This window comes from Rouxiella sp. Mn2063, from assembly GCF_049319665.1.
In the GTDB taxonomy this organism is placed as follows: Bacteria; Pseudomonadota; Gammaproteobacteria; order Enterobacterales; family Enterobacteriaceae; genus JBMOUD01.
This window is the reverse complement of record NZ_JBMOUD010000001.1, coordinates 102,841-123,031: the sequence shown is the minus strand read 5'-3', so window position 1 is coordinate 123,031 and position 20,191 is coordinate 102,841. Positions and strand designations below refer to the sequence as shown.

The 20,191-nt window shown below is 46.8% G+C and carries 12 protein-coding genes; 8 read left to right on the top strand and 4 right to left on the bottom strand.

Features of this window, described 5'->3' with window-relative positions; all coding sequences use genetic code 11:
- The first annotated feature begins 434 nt into the window (after positions 1-434).
- From ACL9RG_RS00530 to rcsB, 3 genes are read left to right on the top strand one after another with little or no spacing between them, the layout of a single operon-like run.
- A complete protein-coding gene (locus ACL9RG_RS00530; RefSeq protein ID WP_422791152.1) occupies positions 435-1,580 on the top strand; it encodes an MFS transporter in 1,146 nt (381 codons plus the stop codon).
- A gap of 21 nt (positions 1,581-1,601) precedes the next feature.
- Positions 1,602-4,295, top strand: a complete 2,694-nt coding sequence (gene rcsD / locus ACL9RG_RS00525; RefSeq protein ID WP_422790617.1) for a phosphotransferase RcsD — start codon at positions 1,602-1,604, stop codon at positions 4,293-4,295.
- A gap of 4 nt (positions 4,296-4,299) precedes the next feature.
- On the top strand, positions 4,300-4,944 hold the full coding sequence (rcsB, locus tag ACL9RG_RS00520) for a response regulator transcription factor RcsB (RefSeq protein WP_422790616.1): 645 nt from the start codon (positions 4,300-4,302) through the stop codon (positions 4,942-4,944).
- A gap of 104 nt (positions 4,945-5,048) precedes the next feature.
- Here the strand turns inward: rcsB and rcsC are convergent, their stop codons facing one another.
- Positions 5,049-7,907 (bottom strand): two-component system sensor histidine kinase RcsC, encoded by a 2,859-nt coding sequence (gene rcsC / locus ACL9RG_RS00515; protein WP_422790615.1) that lies wholly within the window; start codon positions 7,905-7,907, stop codon positions 5,049-5,051.
- Between the two features lie 167 nt (positions 7,908-8,074).
- Complete coding sequence (gene gyrA / locus ACL9RG_RS00510) at positions 8,075-10,723, bottom strand: DNA topoisomerase (ATP-hydrolyzing) subunit A (RefSeq protein WP_422790614.1); 2,649 nt, start codon at positions 10,721-10,723, stop codon at positions 8,075-8,077.
- Positions 10,724-11,128: 405 nt separating this feature from the next.
- On the opposite strand from gyrA, the gene ubiG reads away from it, so the two are divergent.
- From ubiG to yfaE, 4 genes are all read left to right on the top strand, one after another.
- On the top strand, positions 11,129-11,866 hold the full coding sequence (gene ubiG, locus ACL9RG_RS00505; protein ID WP_422790613.1) for a bifunctional 2-polyprenyl-6-hydroxyphenol methylase/3-demethylubiquinol 3-O-methyltransferase UbiG: 738 nt from the start codon (positions 11,129-11,131) through the stop codon (positions 11,864-11,866).
- Between the two features lie 499 nt (positions 11,867-12,365).
- Positions 12,366-14,645: a class 1a ribonucleoside-diphosphate reductase subunit alpha gene (gene nrdA, locus ACL9RG_RS00500; protein ID WP_422790612.1), complete on the top strand. Its 2,280-nt coding sequence runs from the start codon at positions 12,366-12,368 to the stop codon at positions 14,643-14,645.
- 126 nt (positions 14,646-14,771) lie between these two features.
- Positions 14,772-15,902, top strand: a complete 1,131-nt coding sequence (gene nrdB / locus ACL9RG_RS00495) for a class Ia ribonucleoside-diphosphate reductase subunit beta (RefSeq protein ID WP_422790611.1) — start codon at positions 14,772-14,774, stop codon at positions 15,900-15,902.
- 1 nt (position 15,903) lies between these two features.
- Positions 15,904-16,170: a class I ribonucleotide reductase maintenance protein YfaE gene (gene yfaE, locus ACL9RG_RS00490; RefSeq protein ID WP_422790610.1), complete on the top strand. Its 267-nt coding sequence runs from the start codon at positions 15,904-15,906 to the stop codon at positions 16,168-16,170.
- Positions 16,171-16,315: 145 nt separating this feature from the next.
- Here yfaE and ACL9RG_RS00485 read toward each other — a convergent pair whose 3' ends face one another.
- Both ACL9RG_RS00485 and ACL9RG_RS00480 read right to left on the bottom strand, forming a co-directional pair.
- Entirely contained in the window at positions 16,316-17,509 is a 1,194-nt protein-coding gene (locus tag ACL9RG_RS00485) for a nicotinamide mononucleotide deamidase-related protein YfaY (RefSeq protein WP_422790609.1), read from the bottom strand.
- A gap of 251 nt (positions 17,510-17,760) precedes the next feature.
- Complete coding sequence (locus ACL9RG_RS00480; RefSeq protein WP_422790608.1) at positions 17,761-18,309, bottom strand: YfaZ family outer membrane protein; 549 nt, start codon at positions 18,307-18,309, stop codon at positions 17,761-17,763.
- Between the two features lie 441 nt (positions 18,310-18,750).
- On the opposite strand from ACL9RG_RS00480, the gene ACL9RG_RS00475 reads away from it, so the two are divergent.
- A complete protein-coding gene (locus ACL9RG_RS00475) occupies positions 18,751-20,187 on the top strand; it encodes a catalase (protein ID WP_422790607.1) in 1,437 nt (478 codons plus the stop codon).
- Positions 20,188-20,191 lie beyond the last annotated feature (4 nt).

The following is a 20,191-nucleotide window of genomic DNA, read 5'->3' as shown; positions in this document are numbered from 1 at the left end:
TTATTAATCATGTCGATTAACATTACTAATCCTTATACTAAATCACATGGCAAAATCTATTTTTTGCATTAGTCAATAAAAATAAAAAAAACTAAACTATTGATTTGCATCAAATTAAAAATAAAAATAGCATTTTATGCTTAAAAAAAAGCAACCTAATTTCGCGCTCGTCATGCTTTTTTTTATTAACTAATTTTATGATTTCGTGATCTGCAGATAAGTATTCTTAATGTGTCTGCACGCCACGCATATTTTTAAGACCAGAAGACATAACGGCTCATCCGCATATCTGATAGAATTGCCCGCTTTGAAAACCCGCAGCAGAAAAACAGAGATAATAAATAAATAACAATGAGTTAAGCTGCTCATGTTATGTCTGTTTGTTCAGTGAATTTAAGGCCCCAGCAATGACCAGTAATTCGATACTTGCAGAAATGGAACACCCCGGCACAATACCGCCGGGCCGCGCACAGCAGTGGGCGACACGGATTATCTTTTTACTGTCTGGCTTAGCGATGTCAGCCTGGGCTCCATTGGTCCCTTTCGTGAAGTTACGCCTTGGCATTAACGATGGCGTATTAGGCTTGTTGCTACTGTGTCTTGGTGCGGGTTCAATTTTTTCTATGCCACTGACCGGATATCTGACCAACAAACTCGGCTGCAAGACCGTCATTCTGTTAGCCGGTATATTGTTATGTATTGACCTTCCGTTATTAACCTTGATGGATAGCGGTCTGGGAATGGCATTAGCCTTGCTGTTATTTGGTGCGGCAATCGGCATGATTGATGTCGCGATGAATGTACATGCGGTGATCGTAGAGAAAGCCAGCGGACGCGCGATGATGTCCGGTTTTCATGGTTTCTTCAGCCTTGGCAGCATATTAGGTGCGTTGCTGGTCAGCGGGATGCTCTCTTTGGCACTCTCCCCGTTTATTGCCAGTCTTGTTGTGGTTGCCTTCACCCTGCTTTCTCTGGCAACGATGAGTAAGCATTTGTGGAATGATAAAAAAGATAAACAAGATGGGCCGATGCTGGTCCTGCCACGTGGCTGGGTTATTTTTTTGGGATTGTTGTGTTTTGTGATGTTTATGGTGGAAGGCTCGATGCTCGATTGGAGCGCCTTGTTTTTGATGAATGAACGTGGGATTAATTCACATCAGGCCGGTCTGGGATATACACTCTTTGCTATTGCGATGACGTTAGGCCGGTTATTTGGCGACCGAATTGTCAACTCTCTAGGCCGTTATAAGGTGCTATTGCTTGGTAGTTTACTCGCCTTTATCGGGCTGATTATGGCGGTTAGCATAGACAGTCTGTATGCGCTTATCGCTGGTTTTATTATGGTAGGATTCGGAGCATCGAATTTAGTACCGATTGTCTTTACCGCCGCAGGTAATCAAACCGCCATGCCAGCCAATCTGGCAATTGCGTCGGTGACCACGTTGGGATATGCCGGTATTTTGTCAGGCCCGGCACTCATTGGTTTTATTGCTCAGATAAGCAGCCTGCCCATCGCGCTATGCTGTGTTGCAGTTTCGCTCCTGCTGGTCACTGCCAGCGCCAGGGCTGTCACCCGTTAACCAAGGAAATGCGCCACCATTATGCCAAGTAAATATTTGTCGCTGACATCAAGTCATATCACGCGATTTTTCTGGGTCTTCATCTTACTTCTGGCAATGGGGGTTGGACTCTATGGTTATAATTATACCAATGCATACCTCAATGATAAGTTAAAAACGTTACAGACTACGGCAGAGCGTCTACAGACACGTATCGATACTTATCGCTATATGACCTATCAAATCTACGACAATTTTTCAGGTCAAACGCTGGCACAACTGCCGCCCAACGTGCAAGAAGTACGTCTACGCCAAGACTTGTTCTCGGTGGTTAAATCTCGGAAGAAAACCGACGCTCTCATTTATGGCACTCACGAGAATTCAACGCTGGACCTGACGCTAAAAATATCTGATTTTCTCGACGCGCAATGGGGAGCGAAAAGCCTGCCTTATTCAATGTATTATCTGAATGGGCAAGACAATAGTTTGGTGATCATCACCACTCAACAGTTGCAACAGCAAGATTCTCGTCTCAAAGAAGATAGCTTCCTCAGCGCTATCCAGGCACGCCGCAGCGAGATGTTAAAACAGGCCAACACGCTAGATGAGCGAGAGAGCTACTCCAATCTTCGTAAGACGCGTAATACTAATGAATCTTTCTTTTCACTGCGTACCACCTTTAATAACCCTGGTAGTCTTGCGACGGTGATCGCCTTTGATCTGCCAGTGAGTGATTTGGTTCCACAGTCAATGAACCGAGATGATTTCCAACTCAATACTAATAACGACAACGTTAATGAAGGGGATAACTCGGAAGAAGCCAATGCAGTCAGCAGCATTGAACTACATAACACTGCCGTTTATTTCAATATTCCGCTCAGCAACTCGCCACTCAGTCTGAGTTATCGTGTCCCGCTATTTTCACTTGTTCTTGATCTATCACGTAATAATTTTTGGATAGTGGTAGTGAATCTGCTGCTGTTTGGTATGGCAATGGGTGGCATTTATTTTATTCGCCACCAATATATCCGTCCAAGTGAAAACATTGCTGTACAGTTGCAAACACAGCAGGCTCTGGGGCAAGAAATTATCTCCAACCTGTCTATCGGTCTGCTGGTTTACAACTTCAGTAATCATAGCGTAGTTGTTAGTAACAAGATTGCTGACCAGCTGTTACCTCATTTAAGCCTGAATAAGATTGCCAATATGGCGGAGCAACATCACGGTATGATCCAGGCAACCGTGAATAATGAAGTGTATGAAATCCGCATGGTGCGTAGCGAGATCTCACCAGAAACCTATCTGTTCTTGATCCATGACCAAGATAAAGAAGCGATGGTCAATAAAACCTTGCAGCAGGTTCGTCGTGAGTACGACAAAAATCTGCAGGCTCGCAAATTGTTGCTACACAATTTGGGGATCGAACTGAATCAACCGCTGCTTGAATTGCATGGTTTAGCAAACCAGTTACAAACGATGACCGAGTCTGACGACAAGAATGTGCTGCAAAAACGCCTATTGCTTGAGTCAAAAAATGCACTAACGCTAATTGATAGCATCACGATGCTAACACGTTTGGAAACTCAGGATTGGCAGCCAGCCCAGCAGCCCTATTCGCTTTCAGCCTTGATTGATGAGGTTTTATTAGACGCTTTGCCTAGGATTAATCAGAAAGGCTTGGTTTTACTCAATCATTTCCATGTTAATCATGAAAATAGCTTTATTGGCGATGCGCAAGCGGTTAAAAAGGTACTGTCGCTTTTGGTTAATTATGCAGTCGTCGCCACCTCACTGGGCAAAGTTACACTAACCAGTGAACAAAACGCTGCACACCCGGAGCAACTGACGATACACATTACCGATACAGGAAGTGGAATCTCCAAAGAGGAATTAAGTAATCTCAACTACCCGTTCTTGAGTCAAACACTGGTAGACAGGTTCAATCATGGTTCTGGATTAACCTTCTTCTTGTGCAATCAACTGTGCAAAAAACTCGGCGGGCAGCTTGAAATTCACAGCAAAATTGATATTGGTACTCGTTATACTGTGCGCATTAAACAGGCTATAGCAGCGAAAGAGCCAGAAGGGAATAACGAAAAACTATTGGATGATGTCACATTACTTTTGGATATAACGTCCGATGAAGTACGCAGCATTGTGACTAGTGTGATGAGCGCCTACGGCGCACAATGCATTGTTGCCGATGAACGCCAGTTAACAAGGGATTACGATGTGCTGTTAACCGATAACCCGCAAAACGGCGATCGTTATACTTTGCTGTTAACCAGTGATGAAAACGGCTATCAACAGCTGCAAAAGCATTATATTCGTGCCAATTACAATATCAGCAGCGCATTGCTAGACGCGACATTACTGTTGATTGAGCGGCAATTTGCCGAGTCAGACAATGAAGATTTACCCTTTGAAACTGAAAATGACGATTTTGACAGCTATAAAAAGCAGCTTAAATCCAGTGACTATTACCCACTGTTTGTCGAGACAGTTCCAGAAGATCTTGAGAAAATGTATAATGAAAATCAACGTCGTGATTTTACATCGCTTTCCCAAACTGCACACCGGCTTAAAGGTGTGTTCGCCATGTTGAACCTGACACCAGGAAAGCAATTGTGCGAAACATTAGAACAGCATATCGCCGAAGGTAATATGCTGATGATCTCAGACAACATTAATCATATCGATTCTTTTGTCTCCAGACTGCTGCAGCAAGGTAGCTAATCATATGAATAACATGAACGTAATCATTGCCGACGATCATCCGATCGTCCTCTTTGGTATCCGGAAGTCTCTTGAACAAATTGAATGGGTTAACGTCGTCGGTGAGTTTGAAGACTCAACCACACTAATTAATAGCCTAAGTAAACTTGACGCGCATGTACTGATTACCGATTTGTCTATGCCAGGTGATAAATACGGCGATGGCATTACGCTTATCAAATACATTAAGCGCCACTTCCCTCAGCTATCAATTATTGTTCTGACCATGAACAATAACCCGGCAATCCTCAGCTCCGTACTGGATTTAGATATCGAGGGCATCGTGCTCAAGCAAGGCGCACCGACCGATCTGCCAAAAGCGCTTGCTGCCCTGCAAAAAGGCAAAAAATTCACGCCAGAAAGCGTCTCTAAGTTACTAGAGAAAATCAGTGCTAACGGCTATGGCGACAAACGCCTTTCACCGAAAGAGAGCGAAGTTCTGCGCCTGTTTGCCGAAGGTTTCCTGGTTACCGAAATTGCCAAGAAACTTAACCGCAGTATCAAAACTATCAGCAGCCAGAAGAAATCAGCAATGATGAAACTGGGCGTTGAAAATGATATCGCGCTGCTGAATTACCTTTCCTCAGTTAGCACAACATCATCAGACTAAAACCTGTTCAAGGCTATTGGCCTTGAAATGTAAAAAGGGCACAATTATTGATTGTGCCCTTTTTTTGTTGTCTTGATGGTCAATACATGACGCCGTTTGAGACATTATCCCCTGCGCGTGCGGCGAACCAAATTACTAAAATAGGTCAATGCCTGACGCAACTGTTCCAACGTCACTGGTTTGGAAAGGCAACTGTCCATCCCCGCTTCTAAACAACGCTGTTTTTGTTCAGCCAAGGCATTCGCTGTGACGCCGATGACTGGCAATGAATAACCCAGCTCACGCAAACGTCTGGTGAGTCCATAACCGTCAAGATTCGGCATGTTAACGTCGCTAAGCACAATATCAATCGCATGTACTTTGATGGCTTCCAGAGCATCTAAACCATCATTTGCAGTGATCACTTGATACCCCATCGATCCTAATTGATCGGCCAACAGGCGTCGATTGATCGGATGGTCGTCGACCACCAGCAGAGAAATATCGCTGTTATCTTGTAAGTATCCGCCATCAGTTAACAGGGCCGGCGTGTTACCTGCGGCTAAATCTTCAAGCTGGTAAATACGGTTGAGCAGCAGCGTTATTTCTAACGGTGTTGAGGTGCTATGCACCCAGTAACCAGGACGAGTTTCCAACGGCGGACCAATATGATCGATAGAGAACTCAATCTGAGCGCCTAATTTACCGTAATGGATTAACGGAATATCGGTAATCAATACATCTTCAGGCCCAACATCTGCATCTGGCTGCCAGCGTTGCACTTTCGCGCCTTGATGACGCAGTAATTGCTGTAAATAACTTTCCAGATAAGCGTTGCGGATACCTAACCACAGGGTTTTATGCTGCCAGATAGTCAAAGGTTGCATATCTGGTTTTTTGGCAGAAAAAATAGGTAATCGTACCGTAAACAAACTACCCATCCCCGGCTCAGACTCAACGGCAATATCACCATCCATCAAGTTAATTAGCTTTTCACAAATCGCCAACCCTAGCCCTGTTCCTTGGAAGTGTTGCTGCACGCCGCTACCAACCTGGAAGAAGGGATCAAAGAGTTGAGTCAGTTCACGCCTCGGTATGCCAACCCCAGTATCACGCACCATAAATTCCAGATAATCACCGTTAGTACGCGTATGTAAAATAATGCAGCCTGTATCGGTAAACTTAATCGCATTATTCAAAATATTGGATAGCACCTGCTGTAACCGCACGGGATCGCTATTAAATATTTCCGGCACATCGTGCTCAATAAAACAATACAGTCCAAGGCGTTTCTTCACTACCAACGGCAAATAGTTAGCGGCTGTGTGGGTGATCACTTCACGACATGAAAACTCACTCGGCTCTATTTTTAATTGCTCGGATTCAATTTTAGAGAAGTCGAGAATATCGCTAATGATTTTCAGCAATAGCGCAGAGGAGTTATTCATTGCCGTCACTAAACGGTCTACTCCTTGCGGTAATCCTTGGGTTTGCAGTAAATCCAGATTACCGATAATTCCATATAATGGCGTGCGCAACTCATGGCTCACCGTTGCCAGGAACATGGATTTTGATTGGCTAGCCTGCTCGGCGGCATTGGCCATATCCTGTAATGACTCTTCCATTTTTACCCTGGCACTCACATCAATAAGTACGCAGATAGCCACATCTTCATTACGGTAACGCGAGTGCACAAAGCTTAGCTGTATGTTGTTATTATCTTTAGTAATAATATCGACCAGATCGGTTTGTTGGTCACAGATAATACGCGTAATACGCTGACGGTCTTTATGGGTCAGCATATTGATATAATTATGTGCCAATTCGTTACTGAGGATATTTACCCCATCACTGATACGTAAAATCGAGATGCCTACCGGGGCCGATGCCACAATTTTGCGGTTAAATTGCTCGTGCTCCTCCAAGCGTAAGGCGTTTACTTCGGCAGGAGAAAACATCTTGCGTTCAAATGCCCACGCCAGAACGAACAGTACCAAGGCAGAGAGGATGTTTAAGAGTACTGAATTGAGGATCAGAACCCGGAAACGCTCAATAAGCGTATTGAAGGGCAGCGAATAGGCAACACTTAGCGAAGATGGCGGGAGTATTTTTTTATAAATGAGATGCTTATAACCGCTGGTATAACCGAAATAACTCTTGGCTGACGGGTATTGATTTGGCAATAGGGTAAAATTATTGCTTTCCGTAAAATTGAATACCGGCTCATTGCTTTCGTTGAGAAGTACAACATTACCGTGGTTAACAGGCGTTGAGACGAGATCATCTAAACGCAACGCCTGCTGAATACCCATCAGGGCTTCGAGTTTGTTGCCGACATAGATAGGCGTCAAAACATACAGATAGCCGGTCTCTTTATTCGGTCCAGGCACCGCCCAATAAGTACTGCTAGCCTTATCCTTGCCGTTACGATATGTCATGATTTTATCGTGCATCGATTTCAGCACGTTTTCATTTTCTATCTGCAGCGTGTTAGGAACGACGCCAAAATCTACCAAGCAAAGACTTTCACCACCAATAAAGAAAATACGTCTAAGATCATAATCTTCTGAGAAATTATTTTTCCAGTAGTGGATCATACTGCCCAGAGAATTGAGAGAGTTACGATAGCTGCCATTAATCTGCGAACAGTCAGAATCGCTATATAGCGCATGGTAGCTAGGTTCAATATTTTTGCTGCTCACCACGCCGTTAATAATATCCAGACCGTTCATCGAATCGCTAAGACGTCTTTCCGCCATGTATTTAATATCGCGCACAATGTCCGCGGTATTTTTCATATAGCTCTGCGCCTGACTATAATTCAGGTTATCTTCTTCGCGGATTTCGGCTTCTTTGGTGTGGAAGATATTTAACACATAAAAGGTGGTCAGCAGCGCGCCAAGCGACCACAGCATAATCGCCAATACCCGGAACAGGTAGCGGGAGATGCGCAGTGTTGTTCTAAATGAGGTTAAATACTTCAAGCGGTTACCATTACCATGCAGGGACAGACCGAGATCAACGGCGATCGGGATACACTACTTATATCAACGGAAAAAAGCCAGTTCTACACCATGTAACAAAACAAAGGGCATAGCACGTTATATGCTATGCCCTTCAGATTGCGACATTCACTCGCTGCTAAAGAAGATTACTCGTCGTCAGCAGGTTGCTCATCATCTTCAGCATCGCTTTCATCTGGCGCATCACTCGCGCGCGCAGCTTCCAGTTCACCTTCTTCAGTCGCAACGGCATCGAGTTCTTCGTCTTCAACCGGTTCAGCCACGCGTTGTAAGCCAACAACATGTTCATCTTCCGACGTACGAATAAGCGTGACACCTTGAGTATTACGGCCCACGGTACTGACTTCTGATACGCGGGTACGAACCAGAGTGCCCGCATCAGTAATCATCATGATCTGGTCAGCTTCATCAACCTGGATCGCACCAACTACCGGACCATTACGCTCACTGACTTTAATCGAGATAACCCCTTGCGTCGCACGCGACTTGGTTGGGTACTCGCCAGATTCAGTACGCTTACCGAAGCCATTTTGCGTCACGGTCAGGATACAGCCGTCGCCACGAGGAATAATCAACGAGACAACGCTATCACCTTCGCCCAGACGAATACCGCGCACACCAGTGGCTGTACGACCCATTGAGCGTACCGCTTCTTCAGAGAAACGCACCACTTTACCCGCCGCGGAGAACAGCATGACTTCATCTTTACCGTCGGTCAGGTCAACACCAATCAACTCATCACCCTCATTGAGGTTGATAGCGATAATCCCGGCGCTACGTGGACGGCTGAAATCTGTCAGTGCGGTTTTCTTCACGGTGCCGCTGGCGGTTGCCATAAACACATGACGCCCTTCTTCATACTCACGTACTGGAAGGATAGCGGTAATACGTTCGTTCGGCTCAAGCGGCAACAAGTTGACGATTGGACGTCCACGCGCACCACGGCTGGCTTCAGGCAGTTGATAGACTTTCATCCAGTACAGACGACCGCGGCTTGAGAACATCAAGATCGTGTCGTGAGTATTAGCAACCAACAAGCGGTCAATGAAGTCTTCTTCTTTTATACGTGCCGCAGACTTACCTTTACCACCGCGGCGCTGGGCTTCGTAATCGCTCAGCGGCTGATATTTCACGTAGCCTTGATGCGACAACGTCACCACAACGTCTTCCTGATTAATCAGGTCTTCGATGTTGATATCAGAAGTATTAGCCGTAATTTCGGTACGACGCGCATCGTTGTACTGGTCACGAATCGCTTCGAGTTCTTCACGAATGACTTCCATCAAACGATCTGGGTTTTCCAGAATAAACATCAACTCTGCGATTTGTGTCAGCAACTCTTTGTATTCATCGAGCAGTTTTTCGTGCTCAAGGCCGGTCAGTTTCTGCAAACGCAGATCCAGAATCGCCTGCGCCTGTTGTTCAGTCAGGAAGTATTTTCCATCATGAATACCAAACTCTGGCTCCAACCATTCAGGACGTGCCGCGTTATCACCAGCACTTGCCAGCATAGCCGCAACGTTGCCTAACTCCCACGAGCGCGCGATCAATCCCGCTTTTGCTTCGGCTGGTGTAGGTGCAGCACGAATCAATTCGATAATTGGATCGATGTTTGCCAGCGCAATCGCCAATGCCTCAAGGATATGAGCACGGTCACGCGCTTTGCGCAGTTCAAAGATAGTACGACGAGTCACAACTTCGCGACGGTGGCGGACAAAGGCAGAAAGAATCTCTTTCAGACCGAGGATTTTCGGCTGCCCTTGGTGCAATGCCACCATGTTGATACCAAAAGAGGTCTGCAACTGGGTCAGTGAGTACAGATTGTTCAGTACCACTTCGCCGACTGCATCACGTTTAATCTCAATAACGATACGCATCCCGTCTTTATCAGACTCGTCGCGCAGCGCACTGATACCCTCAACACGTTTTTCTTTAACCAGCTCAGCGATTTTCTCGATCAAGCGCGCTTTGTTCACCTGATAAGGGATCTCGTGAACAATGATAGTTTCACGGCCTGTTTTCGCGTCAGCTTCCACTTCAGCACGAGCACGGATGTAGATCTTACCGCGACCAGTGCGATAAGCATCTTCAATTCCGCGGCGGCCATTGATAATGCCGGCAGTTGGGAAGTCAGGGCCTGGGATATGTTCCATCAGCCCTTCAACGCTGATGTTTTCATCGGCGATATAAGCCAGACAGCCGTTGATAACCTCAGTCAGGTTATGCGGCGGAATGTTGGTAGCCATACCAACTGCGATACCGGAAGCACCATTAACCAACAGGTTAGGAATGCGCGTCGGCATCACCGCAGGAATTTGCTCTGTACCGTCGTAGTTCGGTACGAAATCTACCGTTTCTTTTTCCAGATCGGCCAGCAATTCGTGGGCAATTTTGGACATGCGGATTTCGGTATAACGCATCGCAGCAGCGGAGTCGCCATCTACTGAACCGAAGTTACCCTGTCCATCCACCAGCATATAGCGTAGTGAGAACGGTTGAGCCATACGAACAATGGTGTCGTAGACCGCGGTATCACCATGTGGGTGATATTTACCGATAACGTCACCGACCACACGGGCGGATTTTTTATAGGCTTTATTCCAGTCATTACCCAGAACGTTCATGGCGTAAAGCACGCGCCGGTGCACCGGTTTCAAACCATCGCGAACATCTGGCAGCGCACGCCCGACGATAACGGACATGGCGTAATCCAGGTAAGAGTTTTTCAGCTCTTCTTCGATGTTAATCGGTGTGATTTCTCTGGCAAGATCGCTCATGGAGCTGCTATCCCTCTACTGATTATTCATTGCCGGTGCCTGTATAGGCAAAGGTGTAAAATTATACCACAAACTCACGAATCGTGGGAAAGAACTGCACGGTGTTGCAGACTATTATCCAACATCTTTCAATTCGTTGCGTATCGAATGTCCATTTTGGACAAAGAGTGACCACAAAGACAAAACTGAACCTAGACCTCGGAATATGTATAATCAGCGCATATTGCTAAGAGTCTATCCTAGTAGGCGTTATTGTTGCAGGCATGTTGGACACGGACAGAAACCGGTACGTACACGCAGTACGTGAGGATTTCGAGCACTGTCCTGGTTCAACATGGCAAATTAAATAGCCTTGGGGATAGGTTCTAAATCTGTGCATGCTGTTATTAAGGAGCGCCTGGTCTAATGACAACCCAATTGAATACCGAACCACAAAATATCGACCACAGCGAAATTGCTAAATTTGAGGCGCTGGCCTCACGCTGGTGGGACCTCGAAGGTGAATTTAAGCCTTTGCATCGTATTAATCCTTTACGCCTAAGCTATATCCTCGATCGCGCCAATGGACTCTTTGATAAGAAAGTGCTCGATGTTGGCTGCGGCGGCGGTATTCTCAGTGAAAGTATGGCCAGCGCTGGTGCACATGTGACCGGACTTGATATGGGCGGAGAACCACTCCAGGTTGCCCGCCTGCATGCGCTGGAAAGCGGCGTTAGCGTCGAGTATGTCCAAGAAACTGTCGAAGCCCACGCCGATGCGCACGCTCAGCAATATGACGTTGTTACCTGTATGGAAATGCTTGAGCATGTTCCCGACCCTGCATCCGTTGTTGCCGCCTGTGCTCGTCTAGTAAAACCCGGCGGCCATGTATTCTTCTCTACTATCAATCGCAACAGTAAAGCGTGGCTGATGGCGATTGTCGGCGCAGAATACGTATTGAAGATGGTGCCGAAAGGCACGCACGACATTAAAAAGTTTATTAAACCTTCAGAATTGCTTTCTTGGGTTGATAACACGCAGCTACGTGAACGAGACATCATCGGTTTACATTACAATCCGCTGACCAACATCTTCAAATTGGGTGCCAATGTAGATGTGAACTACATGTTGCATACTCAATCACAGGACCCTGTCGCAAACTGACATTTCGTCAAGGTCTAAAAAACCTTTCGGGGCCAATAAAATGGCATTTTTGCATGATTGCGCCCCGCGAGTTTCTATTAAAAGCTTAGTTTTTAGCGTATTGGCCCAATCTACTACCCCAACATGATTTTTTAGAATAGTTATACACATCAATATAGCGTTTTTTTCTAATGTTTAATAAACCGGCAGTCGATCATATTTTCTAAAAATATAAGAAAATCCTATCTGGGATATTGACACTTCTCTCATCCCAGACACGCTGGGCGCTGTCGAGCCTCGTTAAAAATTCTTCCCCAAGTTATCCACAAATCTGGCGATTTTGTCCTATTGCAAAGCTGAGGATCGATCACTATCTTGTCTCCCCAGAATAACAAACCCACAATATGTTGTGTTTATATCCTGACCAATGACTACACTTTGTTTACCCATGTGTAGATTATTGTGCTGCCAGTCGGCACGGATGTCAGTTTTTCTATAAACCCTTAAGGTAAAGCGCCCCATGAATCAGAGTCTGCTTGTTACTAAACGCGATGGCCGAACAGAACGTATCAATCTTGATAAAATTCACCGTGTCATTGACTGGGCGGCTGAAGGTCTCCAAAACGTCTCAGTTTCACAAGTAGAACTGCGCTCGCATATCCAGTTTTATGACGGCATTAAAACTGCTGATATCCATGAAACCATCATCAAAGCAGCGGCTGATTTGATTTCTAAAGATGCACCAGATTATCAATATCTGGCTGCGCGCCTGGCCATTTTCCATCTGCGTAAAAAAGCTTACGGCCAGTTTGAACCGCCAAAACTACTCGACCATGTGACTAAAATGGTTGAGATGGGTAAATACGACAAACATCTGCTGGAAGACTACACCAGTGAAGAGTTCGAGCAGATGGATAGTTATATCGACCATTGGCGCGATATGAATTTCTCTTACGCTGCGGTAAAACAGCTGGAAGGGAAATATTTGGTGCAGAACCGCGTTAGCGGTCAGATTTATGAAAGCGCTCAGTTCCTGTACATTCTGGTTTCAGCATGCCTGTTCTCTGGCTATCCGCGTGAAACCCGTCTGGATTACATCAAGCGTTTCTATGATGCCATCTCGACCTTTAAAATTTCGCTGCCAACGCCAATTATGTCCGGCGTTCGTACCCCGACTCGTCAGTTCAGCTCTTGCGTATTGATCGAGTGTGGCGACAGCCTGGATTCAATCAATGCCACCTCTAGCGCCATTGTGAAATATGTTTCTCAACGCGCAGGCATTGGTATTAACGCTGGCCGCATTCGCGCATTGGGTAGCCCAATCCGCGGCGGTGAAGCTTTCCATACCGGCTGTATCCCGTTCTATAAGCATTTCCAAACTGCTGTTAAATCCTGCTCTCAGGGCGGCGTGCGCGGCGGTGCGGCTACGTTGTTCTATCCAATGTGGCATCTGGAAGTTGAGAGCCTGTTGGTTCTGAAAAACAACCGTGGTGTTGAAGGCAACCGCGTCCGTCATATGGACTATGGCGTGCAAATCAACAAACTGATGTATCAGCGTCTGGTAAAAGGCGGGGATATCACCCTGTTCAGTCCATCTGACGTGCCGGGCCTGTACGATGCATTCTTCGCCGATCAGGACGAGTTTGAGCGTCTGTATACGCAATATGAGCAAGACGACAGCATCCGTAAACAGAAAGTAAAAGCGGTTGAGCTGTTCTCCTTGATGATGCAAGAACGCGCCTCTACCGGCCGTATTTACATTCAACACGTTGACCATTGCAATACTCATAGCCCGTTTGACCCAGCGGTTGCACCAGTGCGTCAATCTAACCTGTGCCTGGAAATTGCCTTACCAACGACACCATTGACCGATATCAATGATGAAAATGGTGAGATTGCGCTATGTACACTGTCAGCATTTAACCTTGGCGCCATCGATAGTCTTGATGACCTTGATGAGCTAGCAACGCTTGCCGTTCGTGCACTCGACGCCCTGCTCGACTATCAGGACTACCCAATTTTGGCCGCTCAACGTGGCGCAATGGGCCGTCGTACGCTGGGTATTGGCGTGATCAACTTCGCTTACTATTTGGCGAAAAATGGCGTGCGTTATTCAGATGGCAGTGCGAACAATCTGACTCACAAAGCCTTTGAAGCTATCCAGTATTACCTGCTAAAAGCCTCAAATGAGCTGGCGCGTGAGCAAGGCGCTTGTACCTGGTTCAAAGAAACTACTTATTCACAGGGCATTCTGCCAATCGACACCTATAAAAAGGATCTCGATACCATTTGTGACGAGCCGCTGCATTACGACTGGGAAACCCTGCGTCGTAACATTCAAGAGCACGGTCTGCGTAACTCGACGCTGTCAGCATTAATGCCATCAGAAACCTCGTCGCAAATTTCCAATGCGACTAACGGTATTGAGCCACCTCGTGGTCACGTGAGTATTAAAGCTTCAAAAGATGGGATCTTGCGCCAGGTTGTTCCAGAATATGAGCGTCTGAAAGATCAGTACGAATTACTGTGGGATATGCCAAGCAACGACGGTTACCTGCACTTGGTTGGCCTGATGCAGAAGTTTATCGACCAGTCGATTTCTGCTAACACCAACTATGATCCATCTCGCTTTGCCAACAGCAAAGTGCCGATGAAGCAATTGCTTAAAGACCTGCTGACGGCTTACAAATTTGGAGTAAAAACCCTTTACTACCAAAACACCCGCGATGGTGCAGATGACGTGCAAGAAGACATGAAAGCTGAGGTTGACGACTGCGAAAGCGGCGCCTGCAAAATCTAAGCCCTCTGCTAATAACTGCCCCTCAATAGGGGCAGCTTATTCTGAACGTGATACTCGCCCCACTATTTCGGGTCACATGACCCATAACTGATTTTGTTTTGCCTAATCGATTTCCCCGAGGATGTCATGGCCTATACCACTTTCTCTCAAAATAAAAATGACCAACTGCTTGAACCGATGTTTTTTGGTCAATCGGTCAACGTTGCGCGTTTTGATCAGCAAAAACATGAAATTTTTGAAAAACTGATCGAAAAACAACTTTCCTTCTTCTGGCGTCCTGAAGAAATTGACGTTGCGCGCGATCGCATCGACTTTGCCGGTTTGCCAGATCATGAAAAGCACATCTTCCTTAGCAATCTGAAATATCAAACGCTGCTCGACTCAATTCAAGGCCGTAGCCCGAACGTCGCACTGCTGCCGTTGATTTCTATTCCAGAGCTGGAAACTTGGGTTGAAACCTGGGCATTCTCAGAAACTATCCATTCCCGCTCTTATACCCATATCATCCGTAACATCGTTAACGATCCGGCGCTGGTATTCGACGATATCGTCACCAACGAAGAGATCCTTAAACGTGCGAAAGATATCTCCGGCTACTATGATTCGCTGATCGAAATGACCAGCTACTATCATTTGCTGGGTGAAGGCACACATCAGGTCAACGGCAAAACAATCGTCGTGAATCTGCATGAGCTGAAGAAAAAACTGTACCTGTGCCTGATGAGCGTTAACGCGCTGGAAGCCGTGCGTTTCTACGTCAGCTTCGCCTGCTCATTCGCTTTCGCTGAACGTGAATTAATGGAAGGTAACGCGAAAATCATCAAAATGATTGCCCGCGACGAAGCCTTGCATTTAACCGGTACTCAGCATGCACTTAACCTGTTGCGTTCTGGTGCTGATGATCCCGAGATGGCGGAAATTGCTAAAGAGTGTGAGCAAGAGTGTTTTGACCTATTCGTCCTGGCAGCTCAGCAAGAGAAAGAGTGGGCTGAATACCTGTTCCGTGACGGCTCGATGATTGGCCTGAACAAAGACATCCTGTGCCAATACGTGGAATACATCACCAACATCCGTATGCAAGCCGTTGGTCTGAAAGCACCGTTCCAAACACGTACTAACCCAATTCCATGGATTAATGCCTGGTTAGTATCAGATAACGTGCAGGTTGCTCCGCAAGAAGTCGAAGTGAGTTCTTATCTGGTCGGCCAAATTGACTCTGAAATGAACGCTGATGACCTGAGCGATTTTGAGTTCTGATATGAGTCAGCCTCGCCCCACGGTAACGCTGAATCATTGCGGCAAAAAGCTGGCCTGTCAGGCCAGCCATAGCAATTTGCTGGAAGTGTTTGAACATCATCAGGTGCAAGTGGAATATCAGTGCCGCGAAGGCTATTGTGGCTCCTGCCGCATGCGGTTAGTGAAAGGCCAGGTTGCCTATCAACAGCAGCCCCTCGCGTTTATTCAGCAGGGCGACATCCTGCCCTGCTGTTGCCTGCCAATAGAAGATATTGAGCTAGAACTGTAAGCCGATCAAAGCCGTCACCCCACCAGACACAAGCAAATCCCGTTATTAGGGAGAGCATCGCGTTGGGGGGCGTAGCGGCTCGCCCCTAGCGCTGCTATGCCAGGGTATCTCAGTCTTCCAGACGACGATTCATCCCTCACAGCGATTAGATTTTCTCTACTCTATCCAGCCACGGGTAATCTGCCACTACGGGCCAACCATTAAGATAACGACGCAACATATCCATCCCAACCATCACAATCGTTTCTTGACGCAACGTCAATCCATGGCGAGTTGCGGTATAACGGATAGTTAATCCATTTGAGCCTGTAGGCGTATAGAGCGCCAAACTAATCACCCCTTCAGATAAAGAACTCACCGCGAGTGCTAAGTCTGCCCCGCTACGTTTGCCAATATCTTCCGCTCTCTGCACCGTTGATAACAACGCAGCTTGGCTATCATTGGGTAATAACTCGCCATTCACTAAGGGAACTGCAGCACTTTGCAAACGCCAATTGAGCAAACCCGCGGTAAAACTTTCGCTAACAGCCAAGCGCAAATTTTTAGCAGATAAACGCAGTGCTAATTGTTCTGGCAAGCTACTCACGCCTTCAAAAATCGTACTCTCGCCAGCGACTTCTCTTACCCGTTCAAACGCCTTTTGCATGGCGATTTCTTCACTACGGGGCCCGGTCAATTTGAGCTCAATAATTGGCGAAGAAGAACGATAACCCATCACAACACCTGCGGGTAAAACCAAGCCATCCAGCTCATTGGCCAAATCACTTTCACCGCGTCCGAAAGTCGTTAATCGCAAGCATAACTGCTCTGCCAATGCTGGGAATTGCTGGTGCAGGCGCGGAATAATTTGCTGTTCCACCATTACCTTAAACTCGGAAGGCACGCCCGGCGTAAAGAAGATTTGGCAACGATTGAGGATGACTTTAAAACCACAGGCTGTGCCGACCGGATTATCCAACACTTCGGCATTAGCAGGGATCTGCGCTTGTTTACGATTTGACGCCGCCATTGGTCGACCGCGCTCTGCAAAGAAAGCCTCCATTTTGGCCAGCCACGCCGCATCCTCAACCAATTCCACACCACAGGCGGTTGCAGCGGCTAACGCGCTTAAATCATCGCTGGTTGGGCCTAATCCGCCGTTAACGATCAAGACATCGGCAATATGACTACGTTCAACTAATACATCGATCAATGCCTGCAAGCTGTCGCCGACCGTTTCACGGCTGGTCATCGGCAACCCTTGCTCGAAAAGAATATTCGCCAACCATGCAGAATTGGTATCTACAATTTGGCCATGTAGTACTTCGTCACCCGTGCTGAGCATCTCAACCCTAAGCATTGTTTTTTCCTTCATTCATTGTTTTGCTGCGGTAATTGGTTTATTGCGGTAACCGTTTTACTGCGTTTTAGCTGATAGCAAACACTGTAGAAAGGCTAAGAGAGAAACACAATCGCTGAGCGGATAAAAGCGAGGGAAACCAATAGAGGAAGGACAAAAAAGCATGACAAAATATTGCTGAACAGCAGATATCTCAATACTTAAAACGATTTGGGTACCAAATTTAGGGGCTGCATGCAGCCCCCTGGTATTTAGAAATTAAACGCTGCACCGACGTAAGGGCCGTCAGAGATAACATTATTCAAATTACCATGCTCGCCATTAAGCGCGGTATAACGATAACCCACATCAACGCTCAACAAAGGAATTGGCTTCAAACGCACGCCTGCATTGGCTTCTTTATAATTGTTAATCCCGCTAGTCAGCGCGTTAGGCGCGTAATAAGCCTCACCATAGAGAGACAGATAACGGTTCATCGACCATTGTAAGCCGCCCCCCAAAGGAATCGCATAACCACTCCGGCCATCATCAGGGCGAACATAAAGCGCCTTCGCCCCAACCGTCGCCATAAAAGGTCCAACAGGAATATTATATCCCAGCCCCAGGCCACCAAAATCACCATCACGACTGCTATGCGACCAATTACCGCTCAGCGCAATGCCGGACGTTGTCGTGCCTAACCCGATACCAACGTTAGTGTAATGTTTGCCCACTTCAGTGCTCACACCAATCGCGTTAGCTGATGAGGCAACGGCCATTAATGCGGCAGTAGCGATACCAGCAGCAAGGATCTTTTTCATGTGTTATCCCGAATAATCATAAAATAGCGATATTTGCCGCCAGTATATGCAGTCTTATAGTTGGTGCAATCAGGTAATGGATTAAAACTGCATTTTTTAATAACAAATTATGAGGTTATGTATCGCATATACCTAAGAAACGTCGAGATACAGGTCGGAGGCAATTAAGAAAATCCCCTGAAGCTTAGATAACTAAGTGACCGGGGTAAGCGAGTGCAGCCCCCCCTGCAACTTGAAGTATGACGGGTATATACCCCGCCCGATTACATTGATACCCCCTGCCTATTTGCCCCTGATCAACAAGTGGTCTAAAACTAACGAGTAGAGTGAATATCTCCGCAAAGTAGTAACTCAGTATTAAAGCGAGATGATGTCTCTCATAAAAACTGTCTGTCGTCTTTATTTTCTTAGCCACCCTATTGTTTACTGGAAGGAATTATCATGACTAAACGAGGTTTAACCACTGCTGCTGGCGCCCCCGTCGCCGATAACAACAACGTTATTACTGCCGGTCGTCGTGGTCCGTTGTTGCTGCAAGATGTGTGGTTTTTAGAAAAGCTGGCCCATTTTGACCGCGAAGTCATTCCCGAGCGTCGTATGCACGCTAAAGGTTCTGGGGCCTACGGAACATTTACCGTGACACATGACATCAGCAAATTTACCCGAGCGAAAATTTTCTCCGACATTGGTAAACAAACCCCAATGTTTATCCGTTTTTCGACCGTAGCTGGCGAACGTGGCGGTGCGGATGCCGAGCGTGATATTCGCGGCTTTTCGATGAAATTCTACACCGAGCAAGGTAACTGGGATTTAGTCGGTAATAATACGCCAGTATTTTATCTGCGTGACCCGCTGAAATTCCCTGATTTGAACCACGTGGTAAAACGCGATCCACGCACTAACCTGCGCAACCCAGCGTATAAGTGGGATTTCTTCTCTCATCTGCCAGAAAGCCTGCACCAATTGACCATTGATGTTAGCGACCGTGGCCTGCCAAGTTCCTATCGTCACATCCACGGTTTCGGTAGCCATACTTATAGTTTCATCAACGAAGATAACGAGCGTTTCTGGGTTAAATTCCACTTCCGTTGCCAGCAAGGCATTCAAAACCTGATGGATGACGAAGCAGAGAAAATCATTGGCTCCGATCGTGAAAGCTCACAACGTGATTTGTACGATGCGATTGAACGTGGTGATTTCCCACGCTGGAATCTGCAAGTGCAGGTGATGCCGGAAAAAGAAGCCTCGGAACTGCCATATAACCCGTTTGACCTGACTAAAGTCTGGTTACATAGCGACTATCCGCTGATTGACGTCGGTTATTTCGAGCTGAACCGCAATCCAGATAACTACTTTGCCGAAGTTGAGCAAGTCGCTATGAGCCCGGCAAATGTGGTACCAGGCATTGGTTTCTCTCCGGACAGAATGCTACAAGGTCGTCTGTTCTCCTACGGCGATGCGCACCGCTATCGTTTAGGTGTTAACCACCATCAGATCCCCGTTAACGCACCAAAATGCCCGTTCCATAACTATCACCGTGATGGCGCGATGCGCGTGGATGGTAACAGCGGCAATGGTGTTACCTATGAGCCAAACAGCGCGGGCCTGTTCCAAGAGCAGCCTGATTTCAGCGAACCACCATTAAGCATTGAAGGCGCGGCGGATCACTGGAACCACCGCGAAGATGAAGATTACTTCAGCCAACCGCGTAAGCTGTTCCAACTGCTGTCGGATGAAGAGCATCAACGCATGTTCGATCGTATCGCTGGCGAATTGAAGCACGCTTCTCTGGAAACCCAGAAGCGTCAGGTTGGTCTGTTTACACAGGTTGACCCGGCATACGGAGAGGGGGTTGCTAAGGCGCTTGGCCTTAGCTGATCCG